The sequence below is a fragment of the Streptomyces mabaensis genome, from assembly GCF_053763515.1.
Window position 1 is genome coordinate 1 of record NZ_JBSOPZ010000028.1, and the last position, 25,992, is coordinate 25,992.

The following is a 25,992-nucleotide window of genomic DNA, read 5'->3' on the forward strand; positions in this document are numbered from 1 at the left end:
CCTGGCGACTGACGACAACGCGGCGAGGTGCGGTGCCAGACCCCGCGAGCCCGGCAAGATCCAAACGAGAGGCCCTAGCGGAACAGCCGCTCCAGGACCACCGCCACGCCGTCGTCCTCGTTCGACAGCGTGATCTCGTCCGCGACCGCCCGGAGCTCCGCGTGCGCGTTGGCCATCGCGACCCCGTGGGCCGCCCAGCGGAACATCGGGATGTCGTTCGGCATGTCCCCGAAGGCGATGGTGTCGCGGCCCGAGAAGCCCAACTCCCCCGCGGCCAGCGCCAGTCCGCTCGACTTGTCGATGCCCAGCGGCTGCAGCTCCACCGCGTGCTCGCCCGCCATGGTGACGTTGACCAGGTCCCCGACGACCGCGCGGGCCGCCCGCGTCAGCTCGTCGTCGTCCAGGTCCGGGTGCTGCATCAGCACCTTGGTGATCGGGGCGGACCACAACGCGTCCCGGCTCGCCACCCGTACGGTCGGCAGATGGCTGTGCCACATCCGGTAGCCCGGCCCGGTCAGCATCTCGGCGTCGACGCCCTCGCGGTTCACCGCCGCGTACACCTCGCCGATCTCGGCCTCGATCTTCGCCAGCGCCAGGTCGGCCAGCTCCCGGTCCATCGGCACGGACGACACCAGCCGGTGCGCCCCCGCGTCGTACACCTGCGCGCCCTGCCCGCACACCGCCAGCCCGCGGTAGCCGAGGCCGTCCAGCAGGTACCGCACCTGAGGGGCCGGGCGGCCGGTGACCACGATGTGCTGGGCGCCGGCCGCGCAGGCGGTGGCGAGCGCGGCGCGCGAGCGTGCGGAGACCGTCTCCCCGGCGGATCCTCCGCCCAGCAGGGTGCCGTCCAGGTCAGTGGCGATGAGGGCGTACGGAAGAGCGCGGGTCACGGCGACAAGGATGGCACTCCCGCCCCGGGCGGCGCCCACGTAACGTGTCGTCCAACACCGTGCTCACCGGGGACACCCCCCGGCCCCCGTGGAAAGGCGAGGCAGCACCCCATGCCCGAGCAGAGCCCGCTCGACATTGCCGAGGGCGACCCCTTCGGTCCGCACAACCTCCCGTACGGCGTCTTCTCCCGCACGGGCATCCCGGACGACCGGCCCCGGGTCGGCGTCCGCATCGGCGGCCATGTGCTGGACGCGGGGGCGGCGGCGGCCGCGCTGGGCTCGCCGTACGGCGCGCTGCTCGCGCGGCCGACGCTCAACCCGCTGCTGGCGGCCGGGCGTACGGCCTGGCGGGACGTCCGCCGCGCGCTGACCGCATGGGTCACCGTGCCCGCGCACCGGCCGGTGATCGAACCGCTGCTGTACCCGCTGGACGAGGTCACGCTGCACCTGCCGTACGAGGTCGCCGACTACGTCGACTTCTACGCAAGCGAGCACCACGCGACCAACGTCGGCCATATCTTCCGCCCCGACGGGGACGCGCTGACGCCCAACTGGAAGCACCTGCCGATCGGTTACCACGGCCGCGCCGGCACCGTCGTCGTCTCGGGCACGGACGTCGTCCGTCCGTCGGGCCAGCGCAAGGCGCCCACCGACCCCGCCCCCGTCTTCGGCCCGTCGGTCAAGCTCGACATCGAGGCCGAGGTCGGTTTCCTCGTCGGCGCCCCCTCCGAGCAGGGCACGCCGGTGGCCCTCGGGGACTTCCGCGAGCACGTGTTCGGGCTCTTCCTGCTGAACGACTGGTCGGCGCGCGACATCCAGGCCTGGGAGTACGTGCCGCTCGGCCCGTTCCTCGGCAAGTCCTTCGCGACCTCCGTCTCGGCCTGGGTCACCCCCCTGGAGGCCCTGGACGCGGCGCGGGTGGCGCCGCCGGCCCGCGACTTCCCCCTGCTGCCGTACCTCGACGACTCGGCTGAGGAGGAGCCCGGCGGCTTCGACCTGAACATCGAGGTCAGGATCAACGGGCACGTCGTCTCCCACCCGCCCTTCTCGTCCATGTACTGGACCGCGGCCCAGCAGCTGACGCACATGACGGTGAACGGCGCGTCCCTGCGTACGGGAGACCTCTTCGGCTCCGGCACGGTCAGCGGACCCGAGGTCGCACAGCGCGGCTCCCTGCTGGAGCTGACCTGGAACGGCCGCGACGCCCTGGAACTGCCGGACGGCAAGCGGACGTTCCTGGAGGACGGCGACGAGGTCACGATGACGGCCTGGGCCCCCGGCCCGGACGGCACCAGGGTCGGCCTGGGCGAGGTGACGGGCCGGATCGTCCCGACGGCATGACCCGCGCACGGGCCTGGCTGCTCCTGCCGGTGCTGCTCCTGGCCGCCTCCTGCGCGGAGCCGCCGAGCCCGGCGGAGCAGTACCGGGAGGGCTACCACTACGGCCGGGGGGACGGGGGCCCCGACGGCCACGTGGACGACACCCCCGCCCCGGCCGACCCCGCCGCGGAGGACCCCGCCGGGGACGAGGACTCCGCGGCGGATTCGGAATGCGGTGAGCACGCGGAGTCGGACGGGATCCAGCCGTTCCCGCCCTCGAAGGACTGGATGGCGGGCTGCAGGGACGGCGCGCTGGGCCGCCCGTCGGCGGAGGACCGGTACTGAGCCCGTACGGCCCGCCGCCCCGGCGTCCGGGGCTCCGCCATGCGAGGACGCTCCGGCGGGCCTAGCGTGGTGGGGAGTGATGTCCTCGTCGGATGTACTCGTCTGGCAGGAGGCCTTTCGTGAGGTACTCGCAGATGTGTTGCCGCAGGGCGTACGTGGGACTGGCCGCGGCCGCGATGCTGGCCGTACCGGCGGCCCCGGGAAGCGCGTACGGCGTCGCACCCGCCCTGGAACCGTCCTTCTCCGCACAGCCGTCCCCCAGCGACACCGACTTCCCCGAGCTCACCCCGGCCGTCGCCGCGCGTCTGGACACCGCCGTCCGGAAGGTCATGAGCGAGGCCGGGGTGCCCGGTGTGACCGTCGGGCTGTCGGCCCCGGGCAAGGGGACCTACATCCGGTCCTTCGGCGTCGCCGACAAGGCCACCGACGCACCCATGAAGCCGGATCTCTACATGCGGATCGGCAGCGAGACCAAGACCTTCACCGTGACCGCCCTGCTCGAACTGGTCGACCAGGGCAAGGTGGGCCTGGACGATCCCATCGCGAAGTACATCAAGGGAGTCCCCAACGGAGACCGGATCACCCTGCGCAATCTCGCGGGCATGCGCAGCGGGCTGTTCAACTACTCCATGGACGAGGACTTCTTCAAGGCGCTCACCTCCGACCCGAAACGGGCTTGGAAGCCGCAGGAGTTGCTGGACATCGCCTTCAAGCACCCGGTGCAGTTCCAGCCCGGTGAGGAGTTCGAGTACTGCAACACCAACCTGATCCTGCTGGGGCTGGTCGTGGAGAAGGCCGGCGGTATGCCGCTGCCCGAGTTCATCGAGCAGAAGGTGTTGAAACCGGCCGGGCTGCGCCAGACCGTCTTCCCGACCGGCGCCGAGTTCCCCAGCCCGCACGCCCACGGCTACACCAACCAGACCGCCTCCGGCAAGGTCGAGGACTCCACGGACTGGAATCCCTCCTGGGGGTGGGCGGCCGGCGCGATGATCTCCAACCTGCAGGACCTGCGCAGTTGGGCCCGTACGCTCGCCACCGGCACCCTGCTGTCCCCCGAGACGCAGGCCCAGCGCCTCAAGACCGAGCCGACGACGATTCCGGGCGCCGCCTACGGTCTGGGCATCTTCAACGTCCAGGGCTGGATCGGGCACAACGGCTCACTGCCCGGCTACGAGTCGCTGACCATCTATCTGCCCGAATCGCAGGCGACGTTGGTCGTGCTCCTCAACACGGACATCCTGCACGACCAGTCGGAGCCCAGCACCCTCTTCGGCCAGGCCATCACCCGCATCGTGACCCCCGAGCACGTGTTCAACCTGCCGGTGACGGGGGCCCGGCCGACGCCCAAGCCGACGTCCACGCCGACCTCCGAGTGACGGCGGAACGGCTCGGGCCCGGCTCCCCCCGAGGGAGCCGGGCCCGGTCGCGTATTGCGGAGCGGCGCTACCGCACGAACACTCCCGCCTGGCTCGCCAGGTCCAGGAAGTACTGCGGCGCCACGCCCAGGACCAGGGTGACCGCCACGCCCACGCCGATCGCCGAGATCGTCAGCGGCGACGGGACGGCGACCGTCGGGCCGTCCGCCTTCGGCTCGCTGAAGAACATCAGCACGATCACCCGGATGTAGAAGAACGCGGCGATCGCGGACGAGATCACACCGACCACGACCAGCGCCCCGGCGCCGCCCTCCGCCGCGGCCTTGAACACCGCGAACTTGCCGGAGAAGCCCGACGTGAGCGGGATGCCGGCGAAGGCCAGCAGGAAGATCGCGAACACCGCCGCGACCAGCGGCGAACGGCGGCCGAGGCCCGCCCACTTCGACAGGTGCGTCGCCTCGCCGCCCGCGTCGCGTACCAGCGTGACCACGGCGAACGCGCCGATGGTCACGAAGGAGTACGCGGCCAGGTAGAAGAGGACGGACGAAATGCCGTCCGGTGTCGTGGCGATGACACCGGCCAGGATGAACCCGGCGTGCGCGATGGAGGAGTACGCCAGCAGCCGCTTCACATCGGTCTGGGTGATCGCGATGACCGCGCCCGCCAGCATCGTGACGATCGCGACGCCCCACATCACCGGCCGCCAGTCCCAGCGCAGGCCGGGCAGGACGACGTACAGCAGGCGCAGCAGCGCCCCGAAGGCCGCGACCTTGGTGGCCGCCGCCATAAAGCCGGTGACCGGCGTCGGGGCGCCCTGGTAGACGTCCGGGGTCCACATGTGGAACGGAACCGCGCCGACCTTGAAGAGCAGGCCGGTCAGGATCATCGCGCCGCCGATGAGCAGCAGCGCGTCGTTGCCCATGGTGCCGGCGAGCGCCGGGTCGATCTGCGTCAGGTTGCCGTCGACGACGTCGGCGATACGGGCGTACGAGACGGAGCCCGCGTAGCCGTACAGCAGCGCGATCCCGAACAGCAGGAACGCCGAGGAGAAGGCCCCCAGCAGGAAGTACTTCACCGCGGCCTCCTGCGACATCAGCCGCTGGCGGCGGGCGACGGCGCACAGGAGGTAGAGCGGGAGGGAGAAGACCTCCAGCGCGATGAACAGCGTCAGCAGGTCGTTCGCCGCCGGGAAGACCAGCATGCCCGCGATGGCGAACAGGGCGAGCGGGAACACCTCGGTGGTGGTGAACCCGGCCCTGACCGCGGCCTTCTCGCTGTCGCTGCCCGGTACGGACGCGGCCTGCGCGGCGAAGGAGTCGACGCGCTTGCCGTGCGCGACCGGGTCCAGCCGGCGCTCGGCGAAGGTGAAGACGGCGACCAGCGAGGCCAGCAGGATGGTGCCCTGGAGGAACAGCGCCGGGCCGTCGACGGCGATCGCGCCCATGGCGGCGATCTGCGCCTTCGAGGTGCCGTAGCCGCCGGCCGCGAGCCCGACGACCGCCGCGAAGGCGGCGGCGAGGGCGACCACCGACAGGAACACCTGGACGTAGTACCGGGCCTTGCGCGGAACGACGGCCTCGACGAGTACGCCGAGGACCGCGGCGCCGACGACGATCAGCATCGGGGCGAGCTGCGCGTACTCGATCTGGGGGGTCGGGATCTGCTCGACCGGGTCGACGGCGGCGGCCGTCGCCGTCGTCCACAGGCTGTGGGCAACTGATGCGCTCACGGGGCCGCCTCCACCTCTGGCTTGGGGTCCTTCTGCTGTACGTCGGACATGGTGTGCTCCACCGCCGGGTTGACGATCTCCGTCAGCGGCTTCGGGTAGACGCCGAGGAAGATCAGCAGCGCGATCAGCGGGGTGATCACCACCAGCTCACGGACCCGGAGGTCGGGCAGCTTCTCCAGACCCGGTTTCAGCGGGCCGGTCATCGTCCGCTGGTACAGGACGAGCGTGTAGAGCGCCGCCAGGACGATGCCGAGGGTGGCGATGATCCCGATGACTGGGTAGCGGGCGAACGTGCCGACCAGGACCAGGAATTCACTGACGAAGGGGGCGAGCCCCGGCAGCGACAGCGTCGCGAGGCCGCCGATCAGGAAGGTGCCGGCGAGCACCGGCGCCACCTTCTGCACCCCGCCGTAGTCGGCGATGAGCCGCGAGCCGCGCCGCGAGATCAGGAAGCCGGCCACCAGCATCAGTGCGGCGGTCGAGATCCCGTGGTTGACCATGTAGAGGGTCGCGCCCGACTGGCCCTGGGACGTCATCGCGAAGATGCCCAGGATGATGAAGCCGAAGTGCGAGATCGAGGCGTAGGCGATCAGCCGCTTGATGTCCCGCTGGCCGACCGCGAGCAGCGCCCCGTAGATGATGCTGACCAGTGCGAGGACCAGGATCACCGGCGTCGCCCACTTGCTGGCCTCCGGGAAGAGCTGGAGGCAGAAGCGCAGCATCGCGAAGGTGCCGACCTTGTCGACGACCGCGGTGATCAGCACGGCGACGGGGGCGGTGGCCTCGCCCATGGCGTTGGGCAGCCAGGTGTGCAGCGGCCACAGCGGCGCCTTCACCGCGAAGGCGAAGAAGAAGCCGAGGAAGAGCAGCCGCTCGGTGTTGGCCGCCATCTCCAGCTCGCCGCTCGCCCGCGCCGCGGCGATCTCCTGGAGGGAGAAGTTCCCGGCTACGACGTACAGCCCGATGACGGCGGCCAGCATGATGAGCCCGCCGGCCAGGTTGTAGAGCAGGAACTTGACGGCGGCGTACGAACGCTGGGTCGCCGCCGTCGCTTCGTCGCCGGCGTGCGCCCGGTCCCCGAAGCCGCCGATGAGGAAGTACATCGGAATGAGCATGGCTTCGAAGAAGATGTAGAAGAGGAAGACGTCGGTGGCCTCGAAGGAGATGATCACCATCGCCTCGACCAGCAGGATCAGGGCGAAGAAGCCCTGAGTCGGCCGCCACCTGGACGACTTGCCCGCGGCGGAGCCGCTATTGGACACAGCCAGCGGGTCGGCGTCGTGCCAGCCGGCGAGGATGACGAACGGGATCAGCAGCGCGGTGAGCGCGATCAGCGCGACCGCGATGCCGTCGACCCCGAGCTCGTACCGCACCCCGAAGTCCGCGATCCAGGCGTGGGACTCGGTGAGCTGGTAGCGGTCGCCGCCGGGGTCGAACCGTACGAGCACGACCGCGGCCAGGACCAGCGTCGCGAGCGAGAAGAGCAGCGCGAGCCATTTGGCGGCCGTGCGGCGGGCGGCCGGCACCGCGGCGGTGGCGATGGCGCCGACCGCCGGGAGCGCGGCCGTCGCCGTCAGCAGAGGAAAGCCTGCGTTCGCTACTACAGACATGTCGATCAGACCGCCCTCATCAGCAGGGTCGCGGCGATGACGATCGCCGTACCGCCGAACATCGAGACCGCGTAACTGCGGGCGTAGCCGTTCTGCAGCTTGCGCAGCCGGCCGGACGCCCCGCCGACCGAGGCGGCCGTACCGTTGACGACTCCGTCGACCAGCTTGTGGTCGACGTACACCAGCGAGCGGGTGAGGTGCTCGCCGCCGCGGACCAGGACGACGTGGTTGAAGTCGTCCTGGAGGAGGTCCCGCCGGGCGGCCCGGGTGAGCAGCGAGCCGCGCGGAGCGGTCACCGGGACGGGCTTGCGCCCGTACTGGAGGTACGCGAGCCCGACGCCGATGACCATCACCGCGACCGTGGCGGTCGTGATGGCGGCCGCTCCGATCGGCGGGTGACCGTGCTCGAACTGCGTGACGGGCTTGAGCCAGTTGACGAAGGCGTCGTTCAGGCTGAAGAGCCCGCCGGCGAACACGGAGCCGAAGGCGAGCAGGATCATCGGGATGGTCATCGACTTCGGCGACTCGTGCGGGTGCGGCATGTCACCGGGCTTCGCCTCGATGCCGGGCTCGACTCCCGCCGTGGTCTCCGGGTCGGGGGCGGGCTGCCAGCGCTTCTCACCGAAGAAGGTCAGGATCATCACGCGGGTCATGTAGTACGCGGTGATGGCCGCACCCAGCAGCGTGACGGCGCCGAGAATCCAGCCCTCCGTACCGCCCTTGGCGAAGGCCGCCTCGATGATCTTGTCCTTGGACCAGAAGCCGGACAGGCCGGGGAAGCCGATGATGGCCAGGTAGCCGAGGCCGAACGTCACGAAGGTCACCGGCATGTACTTGCGCAGGCCGCCGTACTTCCGCATGTCGACCTCGTCGTTCATGCCGTGCATGACCGATCCGGCGCCGAGGAAGAGCCCGGCCTTGAAGAAGCCGTGCGTGACCAGGTGCATGATCGCGAAGACGTAGCCGATCGGACCGAGACCGGCGGCCAGGATCATGTAGCCGATCTGCGACATCGTCGAACCGGCCAGGGCCTTCTTGATGTCGTCCTTCGCGCAACCGACGATCGCACCGAAGAGGAGCGTGACCGCGCCGACGACCACGACGGCCAGTTGGGCGTCGGGCGCGGCGTTGAAGATCGCGCCGGACCGGGTGATCAGGTACACGCCCGCGGTCACCATCGTCGCGGCGTGGATGAGGGCCGAGACCGGGGTAGGGCCCTCCATCGCGTCCCCGAGCCAGGACTGCAGCGGCACCTGGGCCGACTTGCCGCAGGCGGCGAGCAGCAGCATCAGGCCGATGGCGGTGAGCATGCCCTCGGAGGTCTCACCGGTCGACGCGAGCACCGGCCCGAAGGCGAAGGTCCCGAAGGTCGTGAACATCAGCATGATCGCGATCGACAGGCCCATGTCGCCGACCCGGTTGACCAGGAAGGCCTTCTTGGCCGCCGTGGCCGCGCTGGGCTTGTGCTGCCAGAAGCCGATCAGCAGGTACGACGCCAGACCGACGCCCTCCCAGCCGACGTACAGCAGCAGGTAGTTGTCGGCGATGACGAGCAGCAGCATCGCCGCGAGGAACAGGTTCAGATAACCGAAGAAGCGGCGGCGGCGCTCGTCGTGCGCCATGTAGCCGATCGAGTAGAGGTGGATCAGCGTGCCCACCCCGGTGATCAGCAGTACGAAGGTCATCGACAACTGGTCGAGCTGGAAGGCGACATCCGCCTGGAAGCCCTCGACGGGGATCCAGCTGAACAGATGCTGGCGCATGGTCCTGGCTTCGGTCTCGTACCCCAGCATGCTGCTGAAGAGCACCGCGCCGATCACGAAGGACGCGGCCGCCAGCAGGGTGCCGAGCCAGTGCCCCGTACGGTCCAGGCGCCGCCCGCCGCACAGCAGTACCGCCGCTCCGAGCAGTGGCGCTGCGACAAGCAGCGCAATCAGGTTCTCCACTTTTCAGCGACCCCTTACAACTTCATCAGGCTGGCGTCGTCGACCGAGGCCGAGTGGCGGGTACGGAAGAGCGACACGATGATCGCCAGACCGACCACGACCTCCGCGGCGGCGACGACCATCGTGAAGAACGCGATGATCTGGCCGTCGAGGTTGCCGTGCATCCGGGAGAAGGCGACGAGCGCGAGGTTGCAGGCATTGAGCATCAGCTCGATGCACATGAAGACGACGATCGCGTTCCGCCTGATCAGGACCCCGGCCGCACCGATGGTGAACAGCAGCGCGGCGAGATAGAGGTAGTTGACGGGATTCACTGCGCGGCCCCCTCTGCACGGTTACCGTCCCGGTCGCGGCCCAGCCGGTCCGCCGACTTCTGCTCCAGCGCCTTGAGATCGGCGATCGCCTGGTCCGACACGTCGCGGATCTGGCCGCGGGCGCGCAGCGTCTTGCTGACGGTGAGCTCCGACGGGGTGCCGTCCGGCAGCAGACCGGCGATGTCCACCGCGTTGTGCCGGGCGTAGACGCCGGGCGCGGGCAGCGGCGGGAGCTGCTTGCCGCTCCGTACGCGCTGCTCGGCCAGCTCGCGCTGGGTCGCGGGCCGCTCGGTGCGCTCGCGGTGGGTCAGCAGCATCGCCCCGACCGCCGCGGTGATCAGCAGCGCACCGGTGATCTCGAAGGCGAAGACGTACTTGGTGAAGATGAGGGCGGCCAGACCCTCCACGTTCCCACCGGAGTTGACCCGGCCGAGCCCGTTGAAGGTCGTCAGCGACGCGTTGCCGAGGCCGGCGATCAGCAGGATGCCGAAGCCGAGCCCGCAGGCGGCGGCCAGCCAGCGCTGGCCCTTCAGCGTCTCCTTCAGGGAGTCCGCCGCCGTCACACCGACCAGCATCACGACGAACAGGAAGAGCATCATGATCGCGCCGGTGTAGACGATGATCTGGACGACGCCCAGGAAGTACGCACCGTTGGCGAGGTAGAAGACCGCCAGGATGATCATCGTCGCGGCGAGACTCAGCGCGCTGTGCACGGCCTTCTTCATCAGGATGGTGCCCAGCGCGCCGATCACGGCGACCGTGCCCAGCAGCCAGAACTGCACGGCCTCGCCCGTGGAGGTGGTGGAGGCCGCGGTGGTGGAAACGGCGGCGGCGAAGGCGCTCATCGTCCGATCACCTTCTCCGACGCCGGCTCGTTCTCGCCGAAGTCCGAAGCGCCCTCCTGCGGGGTCTCGCCCTTGGAGACCGCGACCTGGCGGACCGTGCCGGGCGCGGCCTCCGTCACCAGGCCCCGGTAGTAGTCCTGCTCGTCCGTGCCGGGGAAGATCGAGTGCGGAGTCTCGACCATGCCCTCCTCCAGCCCGGCGAGCAGCTGCTCCTTGGTGTAGATGAGGGCCTCGCGGCTGCTGTCGGCCAGTTCGAACTCGTTGGTCATCGTCAGCGCCCGGGTGGGGCAGGCCTCGATGCACAGCCCGCACAGAATGCAGCGGGCGTAGTTGATCTGGTAGACGCGCCCGTAGCGCTCACCCGGGGAGTAGCGCTCCTCCTCGGTGTTGTCCGCGCCCTCGACGTAGATCGCGTCGGCGGGACAGGCCCAGGCACACAGCTCGCACCCGATGCACTTCTCCAGCCCGTCCGGATGCCGGTTGAGCTGGTGCCGCCCGTGGAAGCGCGGAGCGGTGGTCTTCTGCTGCTCCGGGTACTGCTCGGTCAGCCGCTTCTTGAACATGGCCTTGAAGGTCACGCCGAAGCCGGCGACAGGGTTCTGGAACGGGGTCCGGGAGGTTTCCTCCCGGGAGGACTCACTAGGCACCGTCGGCCTCCTCACCATTGGATGTCTCGGCCGTGCCGACCAACTGCCTCTCGTGCCGGGACCTTCGGCGCGGTACGGGCGGCAGGGTCTGCCCGGGCTTCGGCGGTACGGGGTAGCCGCCCGCCATGGGATCGAAGGGCGCCTCGTCCTCGACGGGGACCGCTTCCTTCTCCCGCTTGTCGCGCTGGTCCCGGAAGATGTCCGCGACGAAGGAGAGCAGCAGGATCGCGACGACCGCGCCTCCGACGTAGAGCACGATCTGCTGGAAGTCGTAGTTCTCGTTGCGCAGCGCGCGCACGGTCGCGACCAGCATCAGCCAGACCACCGAGACCGGGATCAGGACCTTCCAGCCGAGCTTCATCAGCTGGTCGTAGCGGACGCGTGGCAGCGTGCCGCGCAGCCAGATGAAGAAGAACAGCAGCAGCTGGACCTTGATGACGAACCAGAGCATCGGCCACCAGCCGTGGTTCGCGCCCTCCCAGAAGGTGCTGATCGGGTACGGGGCCCGCCAGCCGCCCAGGAAGAGGGTGACCGAGACCGCCGAGACAGTGACCATGTTGACGTACTCGGCCAGCATGAACATCGCGAACTTGATCGAGCTGTACTCGGTGTTGAAGCCGCCGACGAGGTCGCCCTCGGACTCCGGCATGTCGAAGGGGGCGCGGTTGGTCTCGCCCACCATCGTGACGACGTAGATGATGAAGGAGACCGGCAGCAGGATGATGAACCAGCGGTCCGCCTGCGCCTCGACGATCGCCGACGTCGACATCGACCCGGAGTAGAGGAAGACGGAGGCGAAGGCCGCGCCCATCGCGATCTCGTAGCTGATCATCTGAGCGCAGGAGCGTAGTCCGCCGAGCAGCGGGTACGTCGATCCGGAGGACCAGCCGGCGAGGACGATGCCGTAGATGCCGACGGAGGCGACCGCGAGGATGTAGAGCATCGCGATCGGCAGGTCGGTGAGCTGCATCGTGGTGCGGTGGCCGAAGATCGAGACCTCGTTGCCGGCCGGGCCGAACGGGATCACGGCGATCGCCATGAAGGCCGGGATGGCGGCGACGATCGGCGCGAGGACGTAGACGACCTTGTCCGCGCGCTTGACGATCACGTCTTCCTTGAGCATCAGCTTGATGCCGTCGGCGAGCGACTGGAGCATGCCCCAAGGACCGTGCCGGTTGGGCCCGATGCGCAGCTGCATCCAGGCGACCACCTTGCGCTCCCACACGATGGAGAACAGCACGGTGATCATCAGGAACGCGAAGCAGAAGACGGCCTTGATGACGACGAGCCACCAGGGATCGCGGCCGAACATGCTGAGGTCCTCGGCCGCGAGGACGCTCCGCTGGGCTTCCGCGATATGCGCGAGGGCGCTCATGCTCGCACCTCCGTTGCGGGCGTTGCCGGGGCGGTGCCCGGCCGGACGAAGACGGTCACGACTGCACCTCCGGTGCGTTCACGGCTGCGCCGATGCGGACCAGATCGCCCGGGCGGGAGCCCGTGTCGGCGGTGACACCGCGGCCGGCGGAGTTGAGCGGCAGCCACACCACCCGGTCCGGCATCGGGGTGACCTGCAGGGGCAGCCGGACCGTGCCCGAGGGACCGGTGACCGCCAGCAGGTCGCCGTCCTTGACGCCCGTCTCGGCCGCGGTGGCGGCGGAGAGCCGGGCCACCGCCGCGTGCCGGGTGCCGGCCAGCGCCTCGTCGCCGTCCTGCAGACGGCCCTGGTCGAGGAGGAGCCGGTGGCCCGCGAGGACGGCCTCGCCCTCGGCCGGGCGCGGCAGCGGGCGCGGCGACTCGGACGGGTCGGCGGCGTGCGGACCGGTCCAGGACCCGAGGCGGTCCAGCTCGGCGTGTACGGCCCGGACGTCCGGCAGCGCGAAGTCGCTGTACCTGTCAGCGCCTTCGGCGCCGGCCATCGCGTCCGCGAGCATGTGCAGCACCCGCGCGTCCGACGGTGCGAGCCGGCGAGTCATCTGGTCCGGCTTGAGCGCGGCCTCGAACGGCCGCAGCCTGCCCTCCCAGTTGAGGAACGCGCCGGCCTTCTCGGCGACCGCGGCGACCGGGAGGACCACGTCCGCCCGTTCGGTGACCTCGCTCGGCCGCAGCTCCAGGGAGACCAGGAACCCGACCGCGTCGAGCGCGCCGAGCGCCCGCGCCGGGTCCGGCAGGTCCGCGACCTCGACCCCGGCGACCAGCAGCGCGCCCAGTTCGCCGGTGGCGGCCGCCTCCAGGATCTGGCCGGTGTCGCGGCCGTAGCGGTGCGGGAGTTCCGCGACCCGCCAGACGGCGGCGACCTCCTCGCGGGCCCGCGGGTCGGTGGCCGGCCGGCCACCGGGCAGCAGCGACGGGATCGCACCCGCCTCCACCGCGCCGCGTTCGCCCGCCCGGCGCGGGATCCACACCAGCTCGGCGCCGGCCGCGGTCGCGGCCCGTACGGCGGCGGTCAGCGCACCGGGCACACCGGCCAGCCGCTCGCCGACGACGATGACCGACCCGGCGGCGCGCAGCGCCTCGGCGGCCTGCTGTGCGACCTCGTCCTCGGCGGTGCCGCCGGCCAGCGCGTCGAACCATTCGGTCTCGGTGCCGGGGGCGGCGGGAAGCAGCGTGCCACCCGCCTTCTGCAGTCCGCGCGTCACATGCGTGGCCAGGGCGAACGTGCGCTGACCGTACTTGCGGTGGGCCTTGCGCAGCCGCAGGAAGACGCCGGGCGCCTCCTCCTCGGACTCGAATCCGGCGAGCAGGACGGCCGGGGCCTTCTCCAGCGAGGTGTACGTGACGCCCCCGCCACCGAGGTCCTTGCCGCGGCCTGCCACCCGGGAGGCCAGGAAGTCCGCCTCCTCACTGCTGTGCACGCGGGCCCGGAAGTCGATGTCGTTGGTGTCCAGGACGACCCGGGCGAACTTGGCGTACGCGTACGCGTCCTCGACCGTGAGCCGGCCGCCGGCCAGCACGCCTGCCCGGCCCCGCGCGCCGGACAGACCGCGCGCGGCCGCCTCCAGCGCCTCGGGCCAGCTCGCCGGCTCCAGGACGCCGTCCGCGTTCCGTACCAGCGGAGTGGTGAGCCGGTCGGGACGCTGCGCGTAACGGAACGCGAAGCGGCCCTTGTCGCACATCCACTCCTCGTTGACCTCGGGGTCGTCGGCCGCCATCCGCCGCATGACCTTGCCGCGCCGGTGGTCGGTACGGGTCGCGCAGCCGCCCGCGCAGTGCTCGCAGACGCTCGGGGACGAGACCAGGTCGAAGGGGCGGGAGCGGAACCGGTACGCCGCCGACGTCAGCGCGCCCACCGGACAGATCTGGATGGTGTTGCCGGAGAAGTACGACTGGAAGGGGTCGCCCTCGCCGGTGCCGACCTGCTGGAGCGCACCGCGCTCGATCAGTTCGATCATCGGGTCGCCCGCGACCTGGTTGGAGAACCGGGTGCAGCGGGCGCACAGGACGCACCGCTCACGGTCGAGCAGCACCTGGGTGGAGATGGGCACGGGCTTCTCGTACGTCCGCTTCCTGCCCTCGAAGCGGGTGTCCGGGTCGCCGACCTGCATGGCCTGGTTCTGCAGCGGGCACTCGCCGCCCTTGTCGCAGACCGGGCAGTCCAGCGGGTGGTTGATGAGCAGCAGCTCCATCACGCCACGCTGGGCCTTCTCCGCCACCGGCGAGGTGAGCTGGGACTTCACCACCATGCCGTCGGTGCAGGTGATGGTGCACGACGCCATCGGCTTGCGCTGGCCCTCGACCTCGACGATGCACTGCCGGCAGGCGCCGGCCGGGTCCAGGAGCGGGTGGTCGCAGAACCTCGGGATCTCGATGCCGAGCAGCTCGGCGGCGCGGATGACCAGCGTGCCCTTGGGGACGCTGATCTCGATGCCGTCGATGGTCAGCGAGACGAGGTCCTCGGGCGGGACTGCCGCCTCGCCGCCGCCGGAGGGGGCGTTGGTGGTGACGGTCATGCGTTCACCCCCTGGTGAGAGTTCTTGTCATCGGCCCAGAGGGTCGACTTCGAGGGGTCGAAGGGGCAGCCCCGGCCCGTGATGTGCTGCTCGTACTCCTCGCGGAAGTACTTGAGCGAGGAGAAGATCGGCGAGGCGGCGCCGTCGCCGAGAGCGCAGAACGACTTGCCGTTGATGTTGTCGGCGATGTCGTTCAGCTTGTCGAGGTCGGACATCTGTCCCTTGCCGGCCTCGATGTCGCGGAGCAACTGCACCAGCCAGTAGGTGCCTTCGCGGCAGGGTGTGCACTTGCCGCAGGACTCGTGGGCGTAGAACTCGGTCCACCGGGTCACGGCCCGCACGACGCAGGTGGTCTCGTCGAAGCACTGCAGCGCCTTGGTGCCGAGCATCGACCCGGCGGCGCCCACGCCCTCGTAGTCCAGCGGGACGTCGAGGTGCTCGTCGGTGAACATCGGGGTCGAGGAACCGCCCGGGGTCCAGAACTTCAGCCGGTGGCCGGGCCGCATGCCGCCGCTCATGTCGAGCAGCTGGCGCAGGGTGATGCCGAGCGGGGCCTCGTACTGGCCGGGTCCGGCGACATGGCCGCTCAGCGAGTACAGCGTGAAGCCCGGGGACTTCTCGCTGCCCATCGACTTGAACCAGTCCTTGCCCCGGCTCAGGATCGCGGGAACGGAGGCGATCGACTCGACGTTGTTCACCACAGTGGGGCACGCGTACAGACCCGCGACGGCAGGGAAGGGGGGACGCAGCCGGGGCTGGCCGCGACGGCCTTCGAGCGAGTCGAGCAGCGCGGTCTCCTCACCGCAGATGTACGCGCCCGCGCCCGCGTGCACGGTGAGTTCGAGGTCGAGTCCGCTGCCCAGGATGTTCTCGCCGAGGTAGCCGGCCGCGTACGCCTCGCGGACCGCCTCGTGCACCCTGCGCAGGACGGGGACGACCTCGCCGCGCAGGTAGATGAAGGCGTGCTGCGAGCGGATCGCGTAGCAGGCGATCACGATGCCCTCGATGAGCGAGTGCGGATTGGCGAACAGAAGGGGGATGTCCTTGCAGGTGCCCGGTTCCGACTCGTCGGCGTTGACGACGAGGTAGTGCGGCTTTCCGTCGCCCTGCGGGATGAACTGCCACTTCATTCCGGTGGGGAAGCCCGCACCGCCGCGCCCGCGCAGACCGGAGTCCTTGACGTACGCGATCAGGTCGTCGGGTGACATCGCGAGGGCCTTCTTGAGGCCTTCGTACCCGTCGTGCCGCTTGTAGGTCTCCAGGGTCCAGCTGTCCGGCGCGTCCCAGAAGGCCGACAGGACGGGCGCGAGCAGCTTCTCCGGGCTCGTCTCGCCGCCGGCCTCCGGCCGGGGGGCTCCCCCGTATTCGGTGGACATGGTCATCACTCCCCCTCCTCGGCGTCGCGCGGGTGCACCACACGCGGTGCCTCGCCCTTGGCGAGCCGCAGGCCCGCGAGCGAGGCGGGACCCGCGCCGCCGGACGCCTCGACCGCACCGGGGCGCTCGTCGGGGAAGCCGGCCAGGATGCGGGCGGTCTCCTGGTACGTGCACAGGGGCGCCCCGCGGGTCGGGGAGACCTGCCGTCCTGCCCGCAGGTCGTCGACGAGCTGCTTGGCGGACTCGACGGTCTGGTTGTCGAAGAACTCCCAGTTGACCATCACCACGGGGGCGAAGTCGCAGGCCGCGTTGCACTCGATGTGCTCCAGCGTGACCTTGCCGTCGTCGGTGGTCTCGCTGTTGCCGACGCCCAGGTGCTGCTTGAGCTCGTCGAAGATGGCGTCGCCGCCCATGACCGCGCACAGGGTGTTGGTGCAGACGCCCACCTGGTAGTCGCCCGAGGGCTTGCGGCGGTACATCGAGTAGAAGGTGGAGACGGCGGTGACCTCGGCGGTGGTCAGGCCCAGCACCTCGGCGCAGAAGCGGACGCCGGTGCGGGTGACGTACCCCTCCTCCGCCTGCACGAGGTGCAGCAGCGGCAGCAGGGCGGACCGGCTGTCGGGGTAGCGGGCGATCAGCTCCTTCGCGTCCGCTTCGAGCCGGGCGCGTACGTCGGCCGGGTAGTCGGGGGCGGGGAGCTGAGGCATCCCCAGCGCCACCTCTTGATTTGCGGGTGTGGCTGTCACCGGTCGACGCCTCCCATCACGGGGTCGATGGACGCGACGGCGACGATGACGTCGGCGACCTGGCCGCCCTCGCACATCGCCGCCATGGCCTGCAGATTGGTGAAGGACGGGTCCCGGAAGTGGACCCGGTAGGGGCGGGTGCCGCCGTCGGAGACGACGTGCACGCCCAGTTCGCCCTTGGGCGACTCGACGGCCGTGTACGCCTGTCCGGCCGGGACCCGGAAGCCCTCGGTCACCAGCTTGAAGTGGTGGATCAGCGCCTCCATGGAGGTGCCCATGATCTTCTTGATGTGGTCGAGCGAGTTGCCGAGCCCGTCCGGGCCGAGCGCGAGCTGCGCGGGCCAGGCGATCTTCTTGTCGGCGACCATCACCGGTCCGGGCTCCAGCCGGTCCAGGCACTGCTCGACGATCCGCAGCGACTGCCGCATCTCTTCGAGCCGGATCAGGAAGCGGCCGTAGGAGTCGCAGGTGTCCGCGGTCGGGACGTCGAAGTCGTACGTCTCGTAGCCGCAGTAGGGGTCGGTCTTGCGCAGGTCGTGCGGCAGGCCGGCCGCGCGGAGGATCGGCCCGGTGGCGCCGAGCGCCATGCAGCCGGCCAGGTCGAGGTAGCCCACGTCCTGCATGCGTGCCTTGAAGATCGGGTTGCCGGTGGCGAGCTTGTCGTACTCCGGCAGGTTCTTCTTCATGGTCTTCACGAACTCGCGGACCTGGTCCACGGCGCCCGGGGGCAGGTCCTGGGCGAGCCCGCCGGGCCGGATGAACGCGTGGTTCATCCGGAGGCCGGTGATCAGCTCGTAGATGTCGAGAATGAGTTCACGATCACGGAAGCCGTAGATCATGATCGTCGTCGCGCCCAGCTCCATACCGCCGGTGGCGATGCACACCAGGTGCGAGGAGAGCCGGTTGAGCTCCATCAGCAGGACCCGGATGACCGTCGCCCGGTCGGGGATCTGGTCCTCGATGCCGAGCAGCTTCTCGACACCGAGGCAGTACGCCGTCTCGTTGTAGAACGAGGTCAGGTAATCCATGCGCGTGACGAAGGTCGTGCCCTGCGTCCAGTTCCGGTACTCGAGGTTCTTCTCGATACCGGTGTGCAGGTAGCCGATGCCGCAGCGGGCCTCGGTGACCGTCTCGCCCTCGATCTCCAGGATGAGCCGGAGCACGCCGTGCGTGGACGGGTGCTGCGGCCCCATGTTGACGACGATGCGCTCGTCGTCGGCCTTGGCCGCGGACTGGACGACCTCGTCCCAGTCACCGCCGGTGACGGTGTAGACGGTGCCCTCGGTGGTGGCCCTAGCCGGGGAAGGATGTTGCTGCGCGTGGGGAGTGGTCACGAGTACGACCTCCGCTGGTCCGGAGCCGGGATCTGGGCGCCCTTGTACTCGACGGGGATGCCGCCGAGCGGATAGTCCTTGCGCTGCGGGAAGCCCTGCCAGTCGTCCGGCATCATGATCCGGGTGAGGGCCGGGTGCCCGTCGAAGACGATGCCGAAGAAGTCGTACGTCTCGCGCTCGTGCCAGTCGTTGGTCGGATAGACCTCGACCAGGGACGGGATGTGCGGGTCCGCATCCGGCGCGCCGGCCTCCAGCCGGATCAGCCGGCCGTGCGTGATCGAGCGCAGGTGGTAGACCGCGTGCAGCTCACGTCCCTTGTCCTCGAGGTAGTGGACGCCGGAGACGCCCGTACAGAGCTCGAAGCGCAGGGCCGGGTCGTCGCGCAGGGTCCGCGCCACCTGGAGCAGGTGCTCGCGCGCGATGTGGAAGGTCAGCTCACCGCGGTCGACGACGGTCTTCTCGATGGCGTTCTCGGGGACGAGTCCCTGCTCTTCGAGGGCGCCTTCGAGCTCGTCGGCGACCTCGTCGAACCAGCCACCGTAGGGACGGCTGGTCGCGCCCGGCAGGGTCACGGTCCGGACGAGTCCGCCGTAACCGGAGGTGTCGCCGCCGTCGGCGGCACCGAACATGCCCCTGCGTACGCCGATGACCTCACCGGTGTCGTCCCGCTGGGCAGGAACGTTGTTCCCGTTCCGCTGCTCGTCACTCACCGCAGCAGCCCCTTCATCTCAATGGTGGGGAGCGCCTTGAGGGCCGCTTCCTCCGCCTCGCGGGCGGCTTCTTCCTGGTTCACCCCGAGCTTGGAGTGCTGGATCTTGTGATGGAGCTTGAGGATGGCGTCCATCAGCATCTCGGGGCGGGGCGGGCAGCCGGGCAAATAGATATCGACAGGAACAATGTGATCAACACCCTGCACAATGGCGTAATTGTTGAACATCCCGCCCGATGAGGCACAAACCCCCATGGAGATAACCCACTTGGGGGCGGGCATCTGGTCGTAGACCTGCCGCAGCACCGGCGCCATCTTCTGGCTGACCCGGCCGGCCACGATCATCAGGTCCGCCTGGCGCGGAGAGCCCCGGAAGACCTCCATGCCGAAGCGGGCGAGGTCGTAGCGGCCGGCGCCGGTGGTCATCATCTCGATGGCACAGCAGGCGAGGCCGAAGGTCGCGGGGAAGACGGAGGATTTACGCACCCAGCCCGCGGCCTGCTCGACGGTGGTCAGCAGGAAGCCGCTCGGCAGCTTCTCTTCGAGTCCCATTGGTAAGGCCCCTCAGTCCCATTCCAGGCCGCCGCGCCGCCATACGTACGCGTAGGCAACGAAGACGGTGAGCACGAAGAGCAACATCTCCACGAGCCCGAAAAGCCCCAGGGCGTCGAAGGTGACGGCCCAGGGATAGAGGAAGACGATCTCGATGTCGAAAATGATGAAGAGCATCGCCGTCAGGTAGTACTTGATCGGGAAGCGGCCGCCCCCGGCCGGCGTGGGAGTGGGTTCGATACCGCACTCGTAAGCCTCAAGCTTCGCCCGGTTGTACCTCTTTGGGCCGATAAGCGTGGCCATGACCACGGAGAAGATCGCAAACCCTGCCCCGAGGGCGCCGAGCACGAGGATGGGTGCGTACGCATTCACGCTCCTCGCTCCTTCCAGTCGTCCTTGACCGTTGGACCGCTGCCGGGCGGGTTCCCCGCCCCACGAAGATCGTGCTCATGTGAGGCAGTTCACAAGCCTGGCTGCTGCGCATCCTATGCCTGTCGGTCTGTGATCTGCGACACGGGGTCGGACAACGACTTTGTGATCTCCACCACCAGTCGAACGATCATGAAGGCGGATGAGCGGTGATCTTCATACGTGAAGCACTCATCTGATTACCAGTTGTGACATCCGAGCGCGTTACCGCTGGTGAGCGGCGTGCGACCTATCAAGGCACGACCCCCGCGAGCAAATTGGCTCTGGACCGAATCGGGTGATAAAGGAGCGGGGTCGCACGGTCGGGGGAGTCGGCGGGACGGAAGTGGACGCGTGCGTCCGTTCACGAGCCGAGGAGCCTGCCCCTCCGTGATCATTCTGTGATCTGCACCACAGCCGTTTCGCTCCGGTAAAACCGGGCTTGGCCAACGGTGTGAACGGATGGTAGGCGCCACGCAATTAGGGCGTATTAGTGATAACCCGTGATCACAGCCCTGTCATGGCCAGTCCGATTCGTCCGTTACGGCGTCAATAAGGCCCGCAGCGCGTCCGATTCGCGCCTTCGGCGAGCAACTGTGGCGCACCCCACGTTTCTTGATGGGAACCGCGAACCCCTGATAGCCGTTGTTCTCATGTCCCACACCGCTCACATACCCAGCCACCGGAAGCCCCGCCGCAGCGCGTCGAAACTCGCGCTCCGAGCCGGAGTTGCCGGTGGCGTCCTCAGCACCATCGCGGTGGCCGGAGCTGCCGGGCCGGCGAATGCCGAGCCGGTGACCGAGACCATCGAGATGCCCACCCTCACCTCCGGGCTGTCCACCGCCGTCGCCAAGTCCGCGGACGCCACCCAGCAGGCCGCGCTCGGCTACGAGCTGCAGGCCCAGGAGGAGGCTGCCCGCACCACCGCCGAGGCGGCCGCCAAGAAGTCCAAGGCAGAGGCGGAGCGCAAGGCCGAGGCCAAGCGCAAGGCTGAGGAAGCCGCGAAGAAGAAGGCCGAGGAGCGCGCGTCGCGGTCCTCCGACCGTACGACGCTCAGCACGGTCTCCAGCTCCTCCTCCCCCGCGAGCGGCTCGACCGCGACCGTCATCGCCTTCCTCAAGGCGCAGCTCGGCGACGCGTACGTCCTGGGCGCCACCGGCCCGAACTCGTGGGACTGCTCCAGCCTCGTCCAGGCCGCTTTCCGGCAGGTCGGCGTCGACCTCCCCCGCGTCTCGCAGGACCAGTCGCTGGCCGGCACGCCGGTCTCCCTGGACAACCTCCAGGTCGGCGACATCCTCTACTGGGGCGGCGCGGGCTCCGCGTGGCACACCGGCGTCTACATCGGCGGCGGCCAGTACCTCGACGCCGCCAACCCCGGCAAGGGCGTCGTGATCCAGGACCTGTCGGGCTACCCGGCCAGCGGCGCGGTCCGCGTTCTCTGATCCACCCGCACCTCGACGCACGGCGAAGGGCCGCGGCTCCCCCGCTCGGGGGTGGAGCCGCGGCCCTTCGGCGTTCCTCGTCCGCTACGCCTTCGGGGCCACCTTGCTCAGCCCGTTGATGATGCGGTCCATCGCGTCGCCGCCCGTCGGGTCGGTGAGGTTCGCCAGCATCTTCAGCGTGAACTTCATCAGCAGCGGGTGGGTCAGGCCGCGCTGCGTCGCGATCTTCATGACCTTCGGGTTGCCGATGAGCTTCACGAAGGCGCGGCCCAGCGTGTAGTAGCCGCCGTAGGTGTCCTTGAGGATCTTCGGGTAGGCGTGCAGCGCCAGTTCGCGCTGGGCCGGGGTCTGCCGGGCATGCGCCTGGACGATGACGTCCGCCGCGATCTGGCCGGACTCCATGGCGTACGCGATGCCCTCGCCGTTGAACGGGTTGACCAGGCCGCCCGCGTCACCGACGAGCAGCAGGCCCTTGGTGTAGTGCGGCTGCCGGTTGAAGGCCATCGGCAGCGCCGCGCCGCGGATCGGCATCGTCATGTTGTCCGGGGTGTAGCCCCAGTCCTCCGGCATCGAGGCGCACCAGGCCTTCAGCACCTCGCGCCAGTCCAGCTCCTTGAAGGAGTCGGAGGTGTTCAGGACACCGAGGCCGACGTTGGACGTACCGTCGCCCATGCCGAAGATCCAGCCGTAGCCGGGCAGCAGCCGGTCCTCACCGGGGCCGCGCCGGTCCCACAGCTCCAGCCAGGACTCCAGGTAGTCGTCGTCGTGGCGCGGGCTGGTGAAGTACGTCCGTACCGCCACACCCATCGGGCGGTCCTCGCGGCGGTGCAGGCCCATGGCGAGCGAGAGCCGCGTGGAGTTGCCGTCGGCGGCGACCACCAGCGGGGCGTGGAAGGTGACCGGGGTCTTCTCCTCGCCCATCTTGGCGTGCACGCCGGTGATCCGGCCGGTCCGCTCGTCGACGATCGGCGCCCCGACGTTGCAGCGCTCGTGCAGGCGCGCGCCCGCCTTCTGCGCCTGGCGGGCCAGCTGCTCGTCGAAGTCGTCGCGCTTGCGCACGAGTCCGTAGTCCGGGTAGCTCGCGAGATCCGGCCAGTCGAGCTGGAGCCGGACACCGCCGCCGATGATGCGCAGGCCCTTATTGCGCAGCCAGCCGGCCTCTTCGGAGATGTCGATGCCCATGGCGACGAGCTGCTTGGTGGCGCGCGGCGTGAGGCCGTCACCGCAGACCTTCTCGCGCGGGAAGGCGGTCTTCTCCAGCAGGAGGACGTCGAGTCCGGCCTTCGCCAGGTAGTACGCGGTCGTGGAGCCGGCGGGCCCGGCCCCGACGACGATCACATCTGCGGTGTGTTCGGAGAGGGGCTCGGTCACGGCGGGATCTCCCGAAGACTCGATATTGCGTGCCGAACGGCACAGGACAGAGGCAGTCTATGCAGCAGCACTGACCGGTTTACTGAAGGGCTGCCCTCCATGACCAAGCCGCTCCCCGTCGTCCAGCTCCGCGTGCCCACCGAGGAGGACGCCCTCGCCTGGCACCAAGTCTTCGACGACCCGGACGTGATGGAGTTCCACGGCGGGGCCTCGGCCGAACTCTCGGTGTACGACGAGCTGACCGCCCGGCAGCGGATGCACGACGCCGCCCACGGCTTCTGCCTGTGGACGATGCTGGACGAGAGCGGCACCGTCCTGGGGTTCACCGGCGCGCAGCCGTGGCCGCACGCGTGGGGGCCGGCGGGCCGGATCGAGATCGGCTGGCGGCTCGGCCGCGCGTACTGGGGTCAGGGGTACGCGACCGCCGCCGCCGCGGCGACGCTGGAGCGGGTCCGGGCGGCCGGGGTGAAGGAGGTGGTGGCGATGGTCGACGCCCGGAACGAGCGGTCCATCGCGGTCACCCGGCGGCTGGGCATGGAGCTGGCGGAGACGCTCTACACGCCGGTGTCGAAGAAGAAGTGCTTCCGCTACCAGCTCGCGCTGTAGGGGCTGTCCGCTCAGAAGACCGAGAGGCCGGTGAGCGTGGTGAAGCGGTCCAGCGCCGCCACACCGGCCACCGAGTTCCCCCGCGCGTCCAGGCCGGGGCTCCACACGCACAGCGTGCAGCGCCCCGGCACGACCGCCACGATCCCGCCGCCCACGCCGCTCTTGCCCGGCAGCCCGACCCGGTGGGCGAAGTCGCCGGCCGCGTCGTACGTGCCGCAGGTGAGCATCACCGCGTTGATCTGCTTCGCCTCGCTGCGGGTCAGCAGGCGGGTGCCGTCCGCGCGCAGGCCGTGGCGGGCCAGAAAGCGGGCGGCCAGCGCGAGGTCGGCGCAGCTCATCTCGATCGCGCACTGCCAGAAGTAGTGGTCGAGGAGGGTGGGCACGGGGTTGGTGATGTTGCCGTACGAGGCCATGAAGTGGGCCAGGGCGGCATTGCGGTCGCCGTGCGCGGCCTCCGACTCGGCGACCTCCGGGTCGAAGGCCAGGTCGGGGTTCCCGCTCTCCTGCCGCAGGAACTCCAGGAGTTCACTGCTCGCGTCGCCGGTCAGGGTCTGCAGGCGGTCGGTGACGACGAGCGCGCCCGCGTTGATGAACGGATTGCGTGGGATGCCGTTCTCGTACTCCAGCTGCACGAGGGAGTTGAAGGGGTTGCCGGAGGGCTCGCGGCCGACCTGCCGCCAGAGGCTGTCGCCGCCCTGGGCCAGAACGAGGGCCAGGGTGAAGACCTTGGTGATGGACTGGGCGGAGAAGGGCTGCCGCCAGTCCCCCACTCCGTACACCGTGCCGTCCAGATCGGCGAGGGCCATGCCGAAGCGGTGCGGGTCCACGGAGGCGAGGGCCGGGATGTACTCGGCGGGGCGGCCGCCGCCGATCCGCGGTGCGACGTCCTCGGCGACCCGCTCCAGGACGGCCTGGTAGTCCACGGCAGGTCAGGCGGCGGGATCGGCGGGATCGGCCGGCTTGGTGCCGCGGTGCAGCGCGACGATCCCGCCGGACAGGTTGCGCCAGGCCACCCGGGACCAGCCGGCCCGCTGGAGCCGCGAGGCCAGCGCGGGCTGGTCGGGCCAGTCGCGGATGGACTCGGCGAGGTAGACGTACGCGTCGGGGTTGCTGGAGACGGCCCGGGCTACGGGCGGCAGCGCGCGCATCAGGTACTCGGTGTAGACCGTGCGGAACGGGGCCCAGGTCGGGTGCGAGAACTCGCAGATCACCACCCGGCCGCCGGGCTTGGTGACCCGGTACAGCTCGCGCAGCGCCAGGTCGGTGTCGTGCACGTTGCGCAGGCCGAACGAGATCGTCACCGCGTCGAAGACGCCGTCACGGAACGGCAGCTTCGTCGCGTCACCGGCAGTCAGCGGCAGATGCGGATGGCGCTTCTTGCCCTCGCGCAGCATGCCGAGCGAGAAGTCGCACGGGACGACGTACGCACCGGCGGCGGCGAACGGGAGCGAGGACGTGGCCGTGCCGGCGGCGAGGTCGAGGACCTTCTGCGCGGGGCGGGCGTCCACGGCCCTGGCGACCTCTCTGCGCCACAGCCGGTCCTGACCGAGCGAGATCACGTCGTTGGTGAGGTCGTAGTTCGCCGCCACGTCGTCGAACATCGAGGCGACTTCGTGCGGCTGCTTGTTCAGGTATGCGCGGGTCACGCGGCCATTGTGTCCTGCGAGCCGCCGGACACGGCCCGCAGGGGGTGCGGTGTCGCCCTCCGGCGGCGGGCCCGGCGTACCGAGCAGCCCCAGGCCCCCACCTCGCGGCCCGGCACGACCCGGCCGGCCGGTGGCCGGGGCCGCGGTCGTGGCGGGCGGCCGGCAGCCGCGCAGGCGGGTCAGCGGGCTCGGTACACCAGCCGGCCGTCGAGCACGGTGGCGACGCAGCTCGCCGCGCCCGCCGCCCGCAGAGCCACCTCGTCGGGCACGTCGAAGGCGGCGAGGTCCGCGCGGGCGCCGACGGCCAGGGGGGCGTGCACCGACCCCGCCAGGTCGTGGCCCTCCACGAAAGGGTCGAGGTCCGGCCCGTCGAGGAGCATGCTGCCCGGGCCGCCCGCCGCAGAGACGACGGTCAGCCCGGAGCGCTGCACGGCGGTCCGCACCGCCGGGTCGTCGCGCAGCACCGCCAGCGCCGTGGTGCCGTGGCGCAGCATCCGCTGCAGACCGCGCCGTACGCTGCCCGCCCAGCGGGCGCCGTCCAGCTCCAGCCGCTCCAACGCCTTGCCGGACAGCGGCAGTTCGCCGAGCTCCGCGTACTCGCGGGGATCGGGGTGGTAGCAGCGCGTCAGCAGCCACGTGCCGTGCCACTGGCGGAGTCCGGGCGTCAGTACGCCGGGCCACCGCCGGACGCGGGCGTCCGGATGCGTCGCCGCCAGCTCCTCGTACGGGCCTATCGCGGCGATCCGGCTGCCGTCGACGACGACCGCACCGTCCGGCACCTGCGCCGCGCCGACCGGCAGGACCAGCGGCGCGGCGTGAATCGTCAGCACCGCG

At 70.0% G+C, this 25,992-nt stretch carries 24 protein-coding genes; 5 read left to right on the plus strand and 19 right to left on the minus strand.

From position 1 onward, the window contains the following. Window positions 1-74: 74 nt before the first annotated feature. The gene (locus ACWV17_RS23510) at window positions 75-890 is read right to left on the minus strand and encodes a Cof-type HAD-IIB family hydrolase (protein WP_455352368.1); all 816 of its coding nucleotides are present in this window, start codon (window positions 888-890) and stop codon (window positions 75-77) included. Between the two features lie 111 nt (window positions 891-1,001). On the opposite strand from ACWV17_RS23510, the gene fahA reads away from it, so the two are divergent. The 3 genes from fahA to ACWV17_RS23525 all read left to right on the plus strand — a co-directional run bounded on the left by fahA (window position 1,002) and on the right by ACWV17_RS23525 (window position 3,930). Then, a complete protein-coding gene (gene fahA / locus ACWV17_RS23515) occupies window positions 1,002-2,231 on the plus strand; it encodes a fumarylacetoacetase (protein WP_455361279.1) in 1,230 nt (409 codons plus the stop codon). Then, the gene (locus tag ACWV17_RS23520) at window positions 2,228-2,554 is read left to right on the plus strand and encodes a hypothetical protein (protein WP_455361280.1); all 327 of its coding nucleotides are present in this window, start codon (window positions 2,228-2,230) and stop codon (window positions 2,552-2,554) included. Before fahA ends, ACWV17_RS23520 begins: the two co-directional genes overlap by 4 nt. A gap of 134 nt (window positions 2,555-2,688) precedes the next feature. Beyond that, complete coding sequence (locus tag ACWV17_RS23525) at window positions 2,689-3,930, plus strand: serine hydrolase domain-containing protein (RefSeq protein WP_455361330.1); 1,242 nt, start codon at window positions 2,689-2,691, stop codon at window positions 3,928-3,930. 67 nt (window positions 3,931-3,997) lie between these two features. On the opposite strand, the gene nuoN is transcribed toward ACWV17_RS23525, so the two are convergent. Genes nuoN through ACWV17_RS23595 form a run of 14 tightly spaced genes read right to left on the minus strand, consistent with a single transcriptional unit; the run spans window position 3,998 to window position 20,057 of the window. Continuing rightward, window positions 3,998-5,659, minus strand: coding sequence for an NADH-quinone oxidoreductase subunit NuoN (gene nuoN, locus ACWV17_RS23530; protein WP_455361281.1), 1,662 nt, complete (start codon window positions 5,657-5,659; stop codon window positions 3,998-4,000). Next, complete coding sequence (locus ACWV17_RS23535; protein ID WP_455361282.1) at window positions 5,656-7,269, minus strand: NADH-quinone oxidoreductase subunit M; 1,614 nt, start codon at window positions 7,267-7,269, stop codon at window positions 5,656-5,658. Before ACWV17_RS23535 ends, nuoN begins: the two co-directional genes overlap by 4 nt. Before the next feature lie 5 nt (window positions 7,270-7,274). Further along, window positions 7,275-9,215: an NADH-quinone oxidoreductase subunit L gene (nuoL, locus tag ACWV17_RS23540; RefSeq protein ID WP_455361283.1), complete on the minus strand. Its 1,941-nt coding sequence runs from the start codon at window positions 9,213-9,215 to the stop codon at window positions 7,275-7,277. A 14-nt stretch (window positions 9,216-9,229) separates the two neighbouring features. Then, window positions 9,230-9,529 carry an NADH-quinone oxidoreductase subunit NuoK gene (nuoK, locus tag ACWV17_RS23545; RefSeq protein ID WP_366076252.1) on the minus strand — a complete coding sequence of 100 codons (300 nt, stop codon included), beginning with the start codon at window positions 9,527-9,529 and terminating at the stop codon, window positions 9,230-9,232. Continuing rightward, entirely contained in the window at window positions 9,526-10,374 is an 849-nt protein-coding gene (locus ACWV17_RS23550) for an NADH-quinone oxidoreductase subunit J (protein ID WP_455352362.1), read from the minus strand. The genes nuoK and ACWV17_RS23550 overlap by 4 nt, the downstream gene beginning before the upstream one ends. Next, the gene (nuoI, locus tag ACWV17_RS23555; protein ID WP_455352361.1) at window positions 10,371-11,039 is read right to left on the minus strand and encodes an NADH-quinone oxidoreductase subunit NuoI; all 669 of its coding nucleotides are present in this window, start codon (window positions 11,037-11,039) and stop codon (window positions 10,371-10,373) included. The genes ACWV17_RS23550 and nuoI overlap by 4 nt, the downstream gene beginning before the upstream one ends. Further along, window positions 11,014-12,396: an NADH-quinone oxidoreductase subunit NuoH gene (nuoH, locus tag ACWV17_RS23560; RefSeq protein ID WP_455361284.1), complete on the minus strand. Its 1,383-nt coding sequence runs from the start codon at window positions 12,394-12,396 to the stop codon at window positions 11,014-11,016. The genes nuoI and nuoH overlap by 26 nt, the downstream gene beginning before the upstream one ends. Before the next feature lie 55 nt (window positions 12,397-12,451). Next, complete coding sequence (locus ACWV17_RS23565; protein ID WP_455361285.1) at window positions 12,452-14,968, minus strand: NADH-quinone oxidoreductase subunit G; 2,517 nt, start codon at window positions 14,966-14,968, stop codon at window positions 12,452-12,454. Then, the gene (gene nuoF, locus ACWV17_RS23570; protein ID WP_455361286.1) at window positions 14,965-16,350 is read right to left on the minus strand and encodes an NADH-quinone oxidoreductase subunit NuoF; all 1,386 of its coding nucleotides are present in this window, start codon (window positions 16,348-16,350) and stop codon (window positions 14,965-14,967) included. The genes ACWV17_RS23565 and nuoF overlap by 4 nt, the downstream gene beginning before the upstream one ends. Then, a complete protein-coding gene (nuoE, locus tag ACWV17_RS23575; RefSeq protein WP_455352357.1) occupies window positions 16,350-17,051 on the minus strand; it encodes an NADH-quinone oxidoreductase subunit NuoE in 702 nt (233 codons plus the stop codon). The genes nuoF and nuoE overlap by 1 nt, the downstream gene beginning before the upstream one ends. Window positions 17,052-17,086: 35 nt before the next feature. Then, on the minus strand, window positions 17,087-18,424 hold the full coding sequence (locus tag ACWV17_RS23580; protein ID WP_455352356.1) for an NADH-quinone oxidoreductase subunit D: 1,338 nt from the start codon (window positions 18,422-18,424) through the stop codon (window positions 17,087-17,089). Then, on the minus strand, window positions 18,421-19,134 hold the full coding sequence (locus tag ACWV17_RS23585; RefSeq protein WP_455352355.1) for an NADH-quinone oxidoreductase subunit C: 714 nt from the start codon (window positions 19,132-19,134) through the stop codon (window positions 18,421-18,423). Before ACWV17_RS23585 ends, ACWV17_RS23580 begins: the two co-directional genes overlap by 4 nt. Next, complete coding sequence (locus ACWV17_RS23590; protein ID WP_455352354.1) at window positions 19,131-19,685, minus strand: NuoB/complex I 20 kDa subunit family protein; 555 nt, start codon at window positions 19,683-19,685, stop codon at window positions 19,131-19,133. The genes ACWV17_RS23585 and ACWV17_RS23590 overlap by 4 nt, the downstream gene beginning before the upstream one ends. A gap of 12 nt (window positions 19,686-19,697) precedes the next feature. Next, window positions 19,698-20,057: an NADH-quinone oxidoreductase subunit A gene (locus ACWV17_RS23595; protein WP_007490928.1), complete on the minus strand. Its 360-nt coding sequence runs from the start codon at window positions 20,055-20,057 to the stop codon at window positions 19,698-19,700. Between the two features lie 689 nt (window positions 20,058-20,746). On the opposite strand from ACWV17_RS23595, the gene ACWV17_RS23600 reads away from it, so the two are divergent. Then, window positions 20,747-21,535, plus strand: a complete 789-nt coding sequence (locus tag ACWV17_RS23600) for a C40 family peptidase (protein WP_455361287.1) — start codon at window positions 20,747-20,749, stop codon at window positions 21,533-21,535. Window positions 21,536-21,619: 84 nt separating this feature from the next. Here ACWV17_RS23600 and ACWV17_RS23605 read toward each other — a convergent pair whose 3' ends face one another. Then, the gene (locus tag ACWV17_RS23605) at window positions 21,620-22,906 is read right to left on the minus strand and encodes a geranylgeranyl reductase family protein (RefSeq protein ID WP_455361288.1); all 1,287 of its coding nucleotides are present in this window, start codon (window positions 22,904-22,906) and stop codon (window positions 21,620-21,622) included. A gap of 99 nt (window positions 22,907-23,005) precedes the next feature. Between ACWV17_RS23605 and ACWV17_RS23610 the strand changes: the two genes are divergently transcribed. Then, entirely contained in the window at window positions 23,006-23,512 is a 507-nt protein-coding gene (locus ACWV17_RS23610; protein WP_455352351.1) for a GNAT family N-acetyltransferase, read from the plus strand. A gap of 11 nt (window positions 23,513-23,523) precedes the next feature. Here ACWV17_RS23610 and ACWV17_RS23615 read toward each other — a convergent pair whose 3' ends face one another. The 3 genes from ACWV17_RS23615 to ACWV17_RS23625 all read right to left on the minus strand — a co-directional run bounded on the left by ACWV17_RS23615 (window position 23,524) and on the right by ACWV17_RS23625 (window position 25,988). Continuing rightward, window positions 23,524-24,435 carry a glutaminase gene (locus tag ACWV17_RS23615; protein WP_455352350.1) on the minus strand — a complete coding sequence of 304 codons (912 nt, stop codon included), beginning with the start codon at window positions 24,433-24,435 and terminating at the stop codon, window positions 23,524-23,526. A 6-nt stretch (window positions 24,436-24,441) separates the two neighbouring features. After that, window positions 24,442-25,158: a demethylmenaquinone methyltransferase gene (locus tag ACWV17_RS23620; protein ID WP_455361289.1), complete on the minus strand. Its 717-nt coding sequence runs from the start codon at window positions 25,156-25,158 to the stop codon at window positions 24,442-24,444. A gap of 179 nt (window positions 25,159-25,337) precedes the next feature. Continuing rightward, entirely contained in the window at window positions 25,338-25,988 is a 651-nt protein-coding gene (locus ACWV17_RS23625) for an amidohydrolase family protein (protein WP_455361290.1), read from the minus strand. Window positions 25,989-25,992 lie beyond the last annotated feature (4 nt).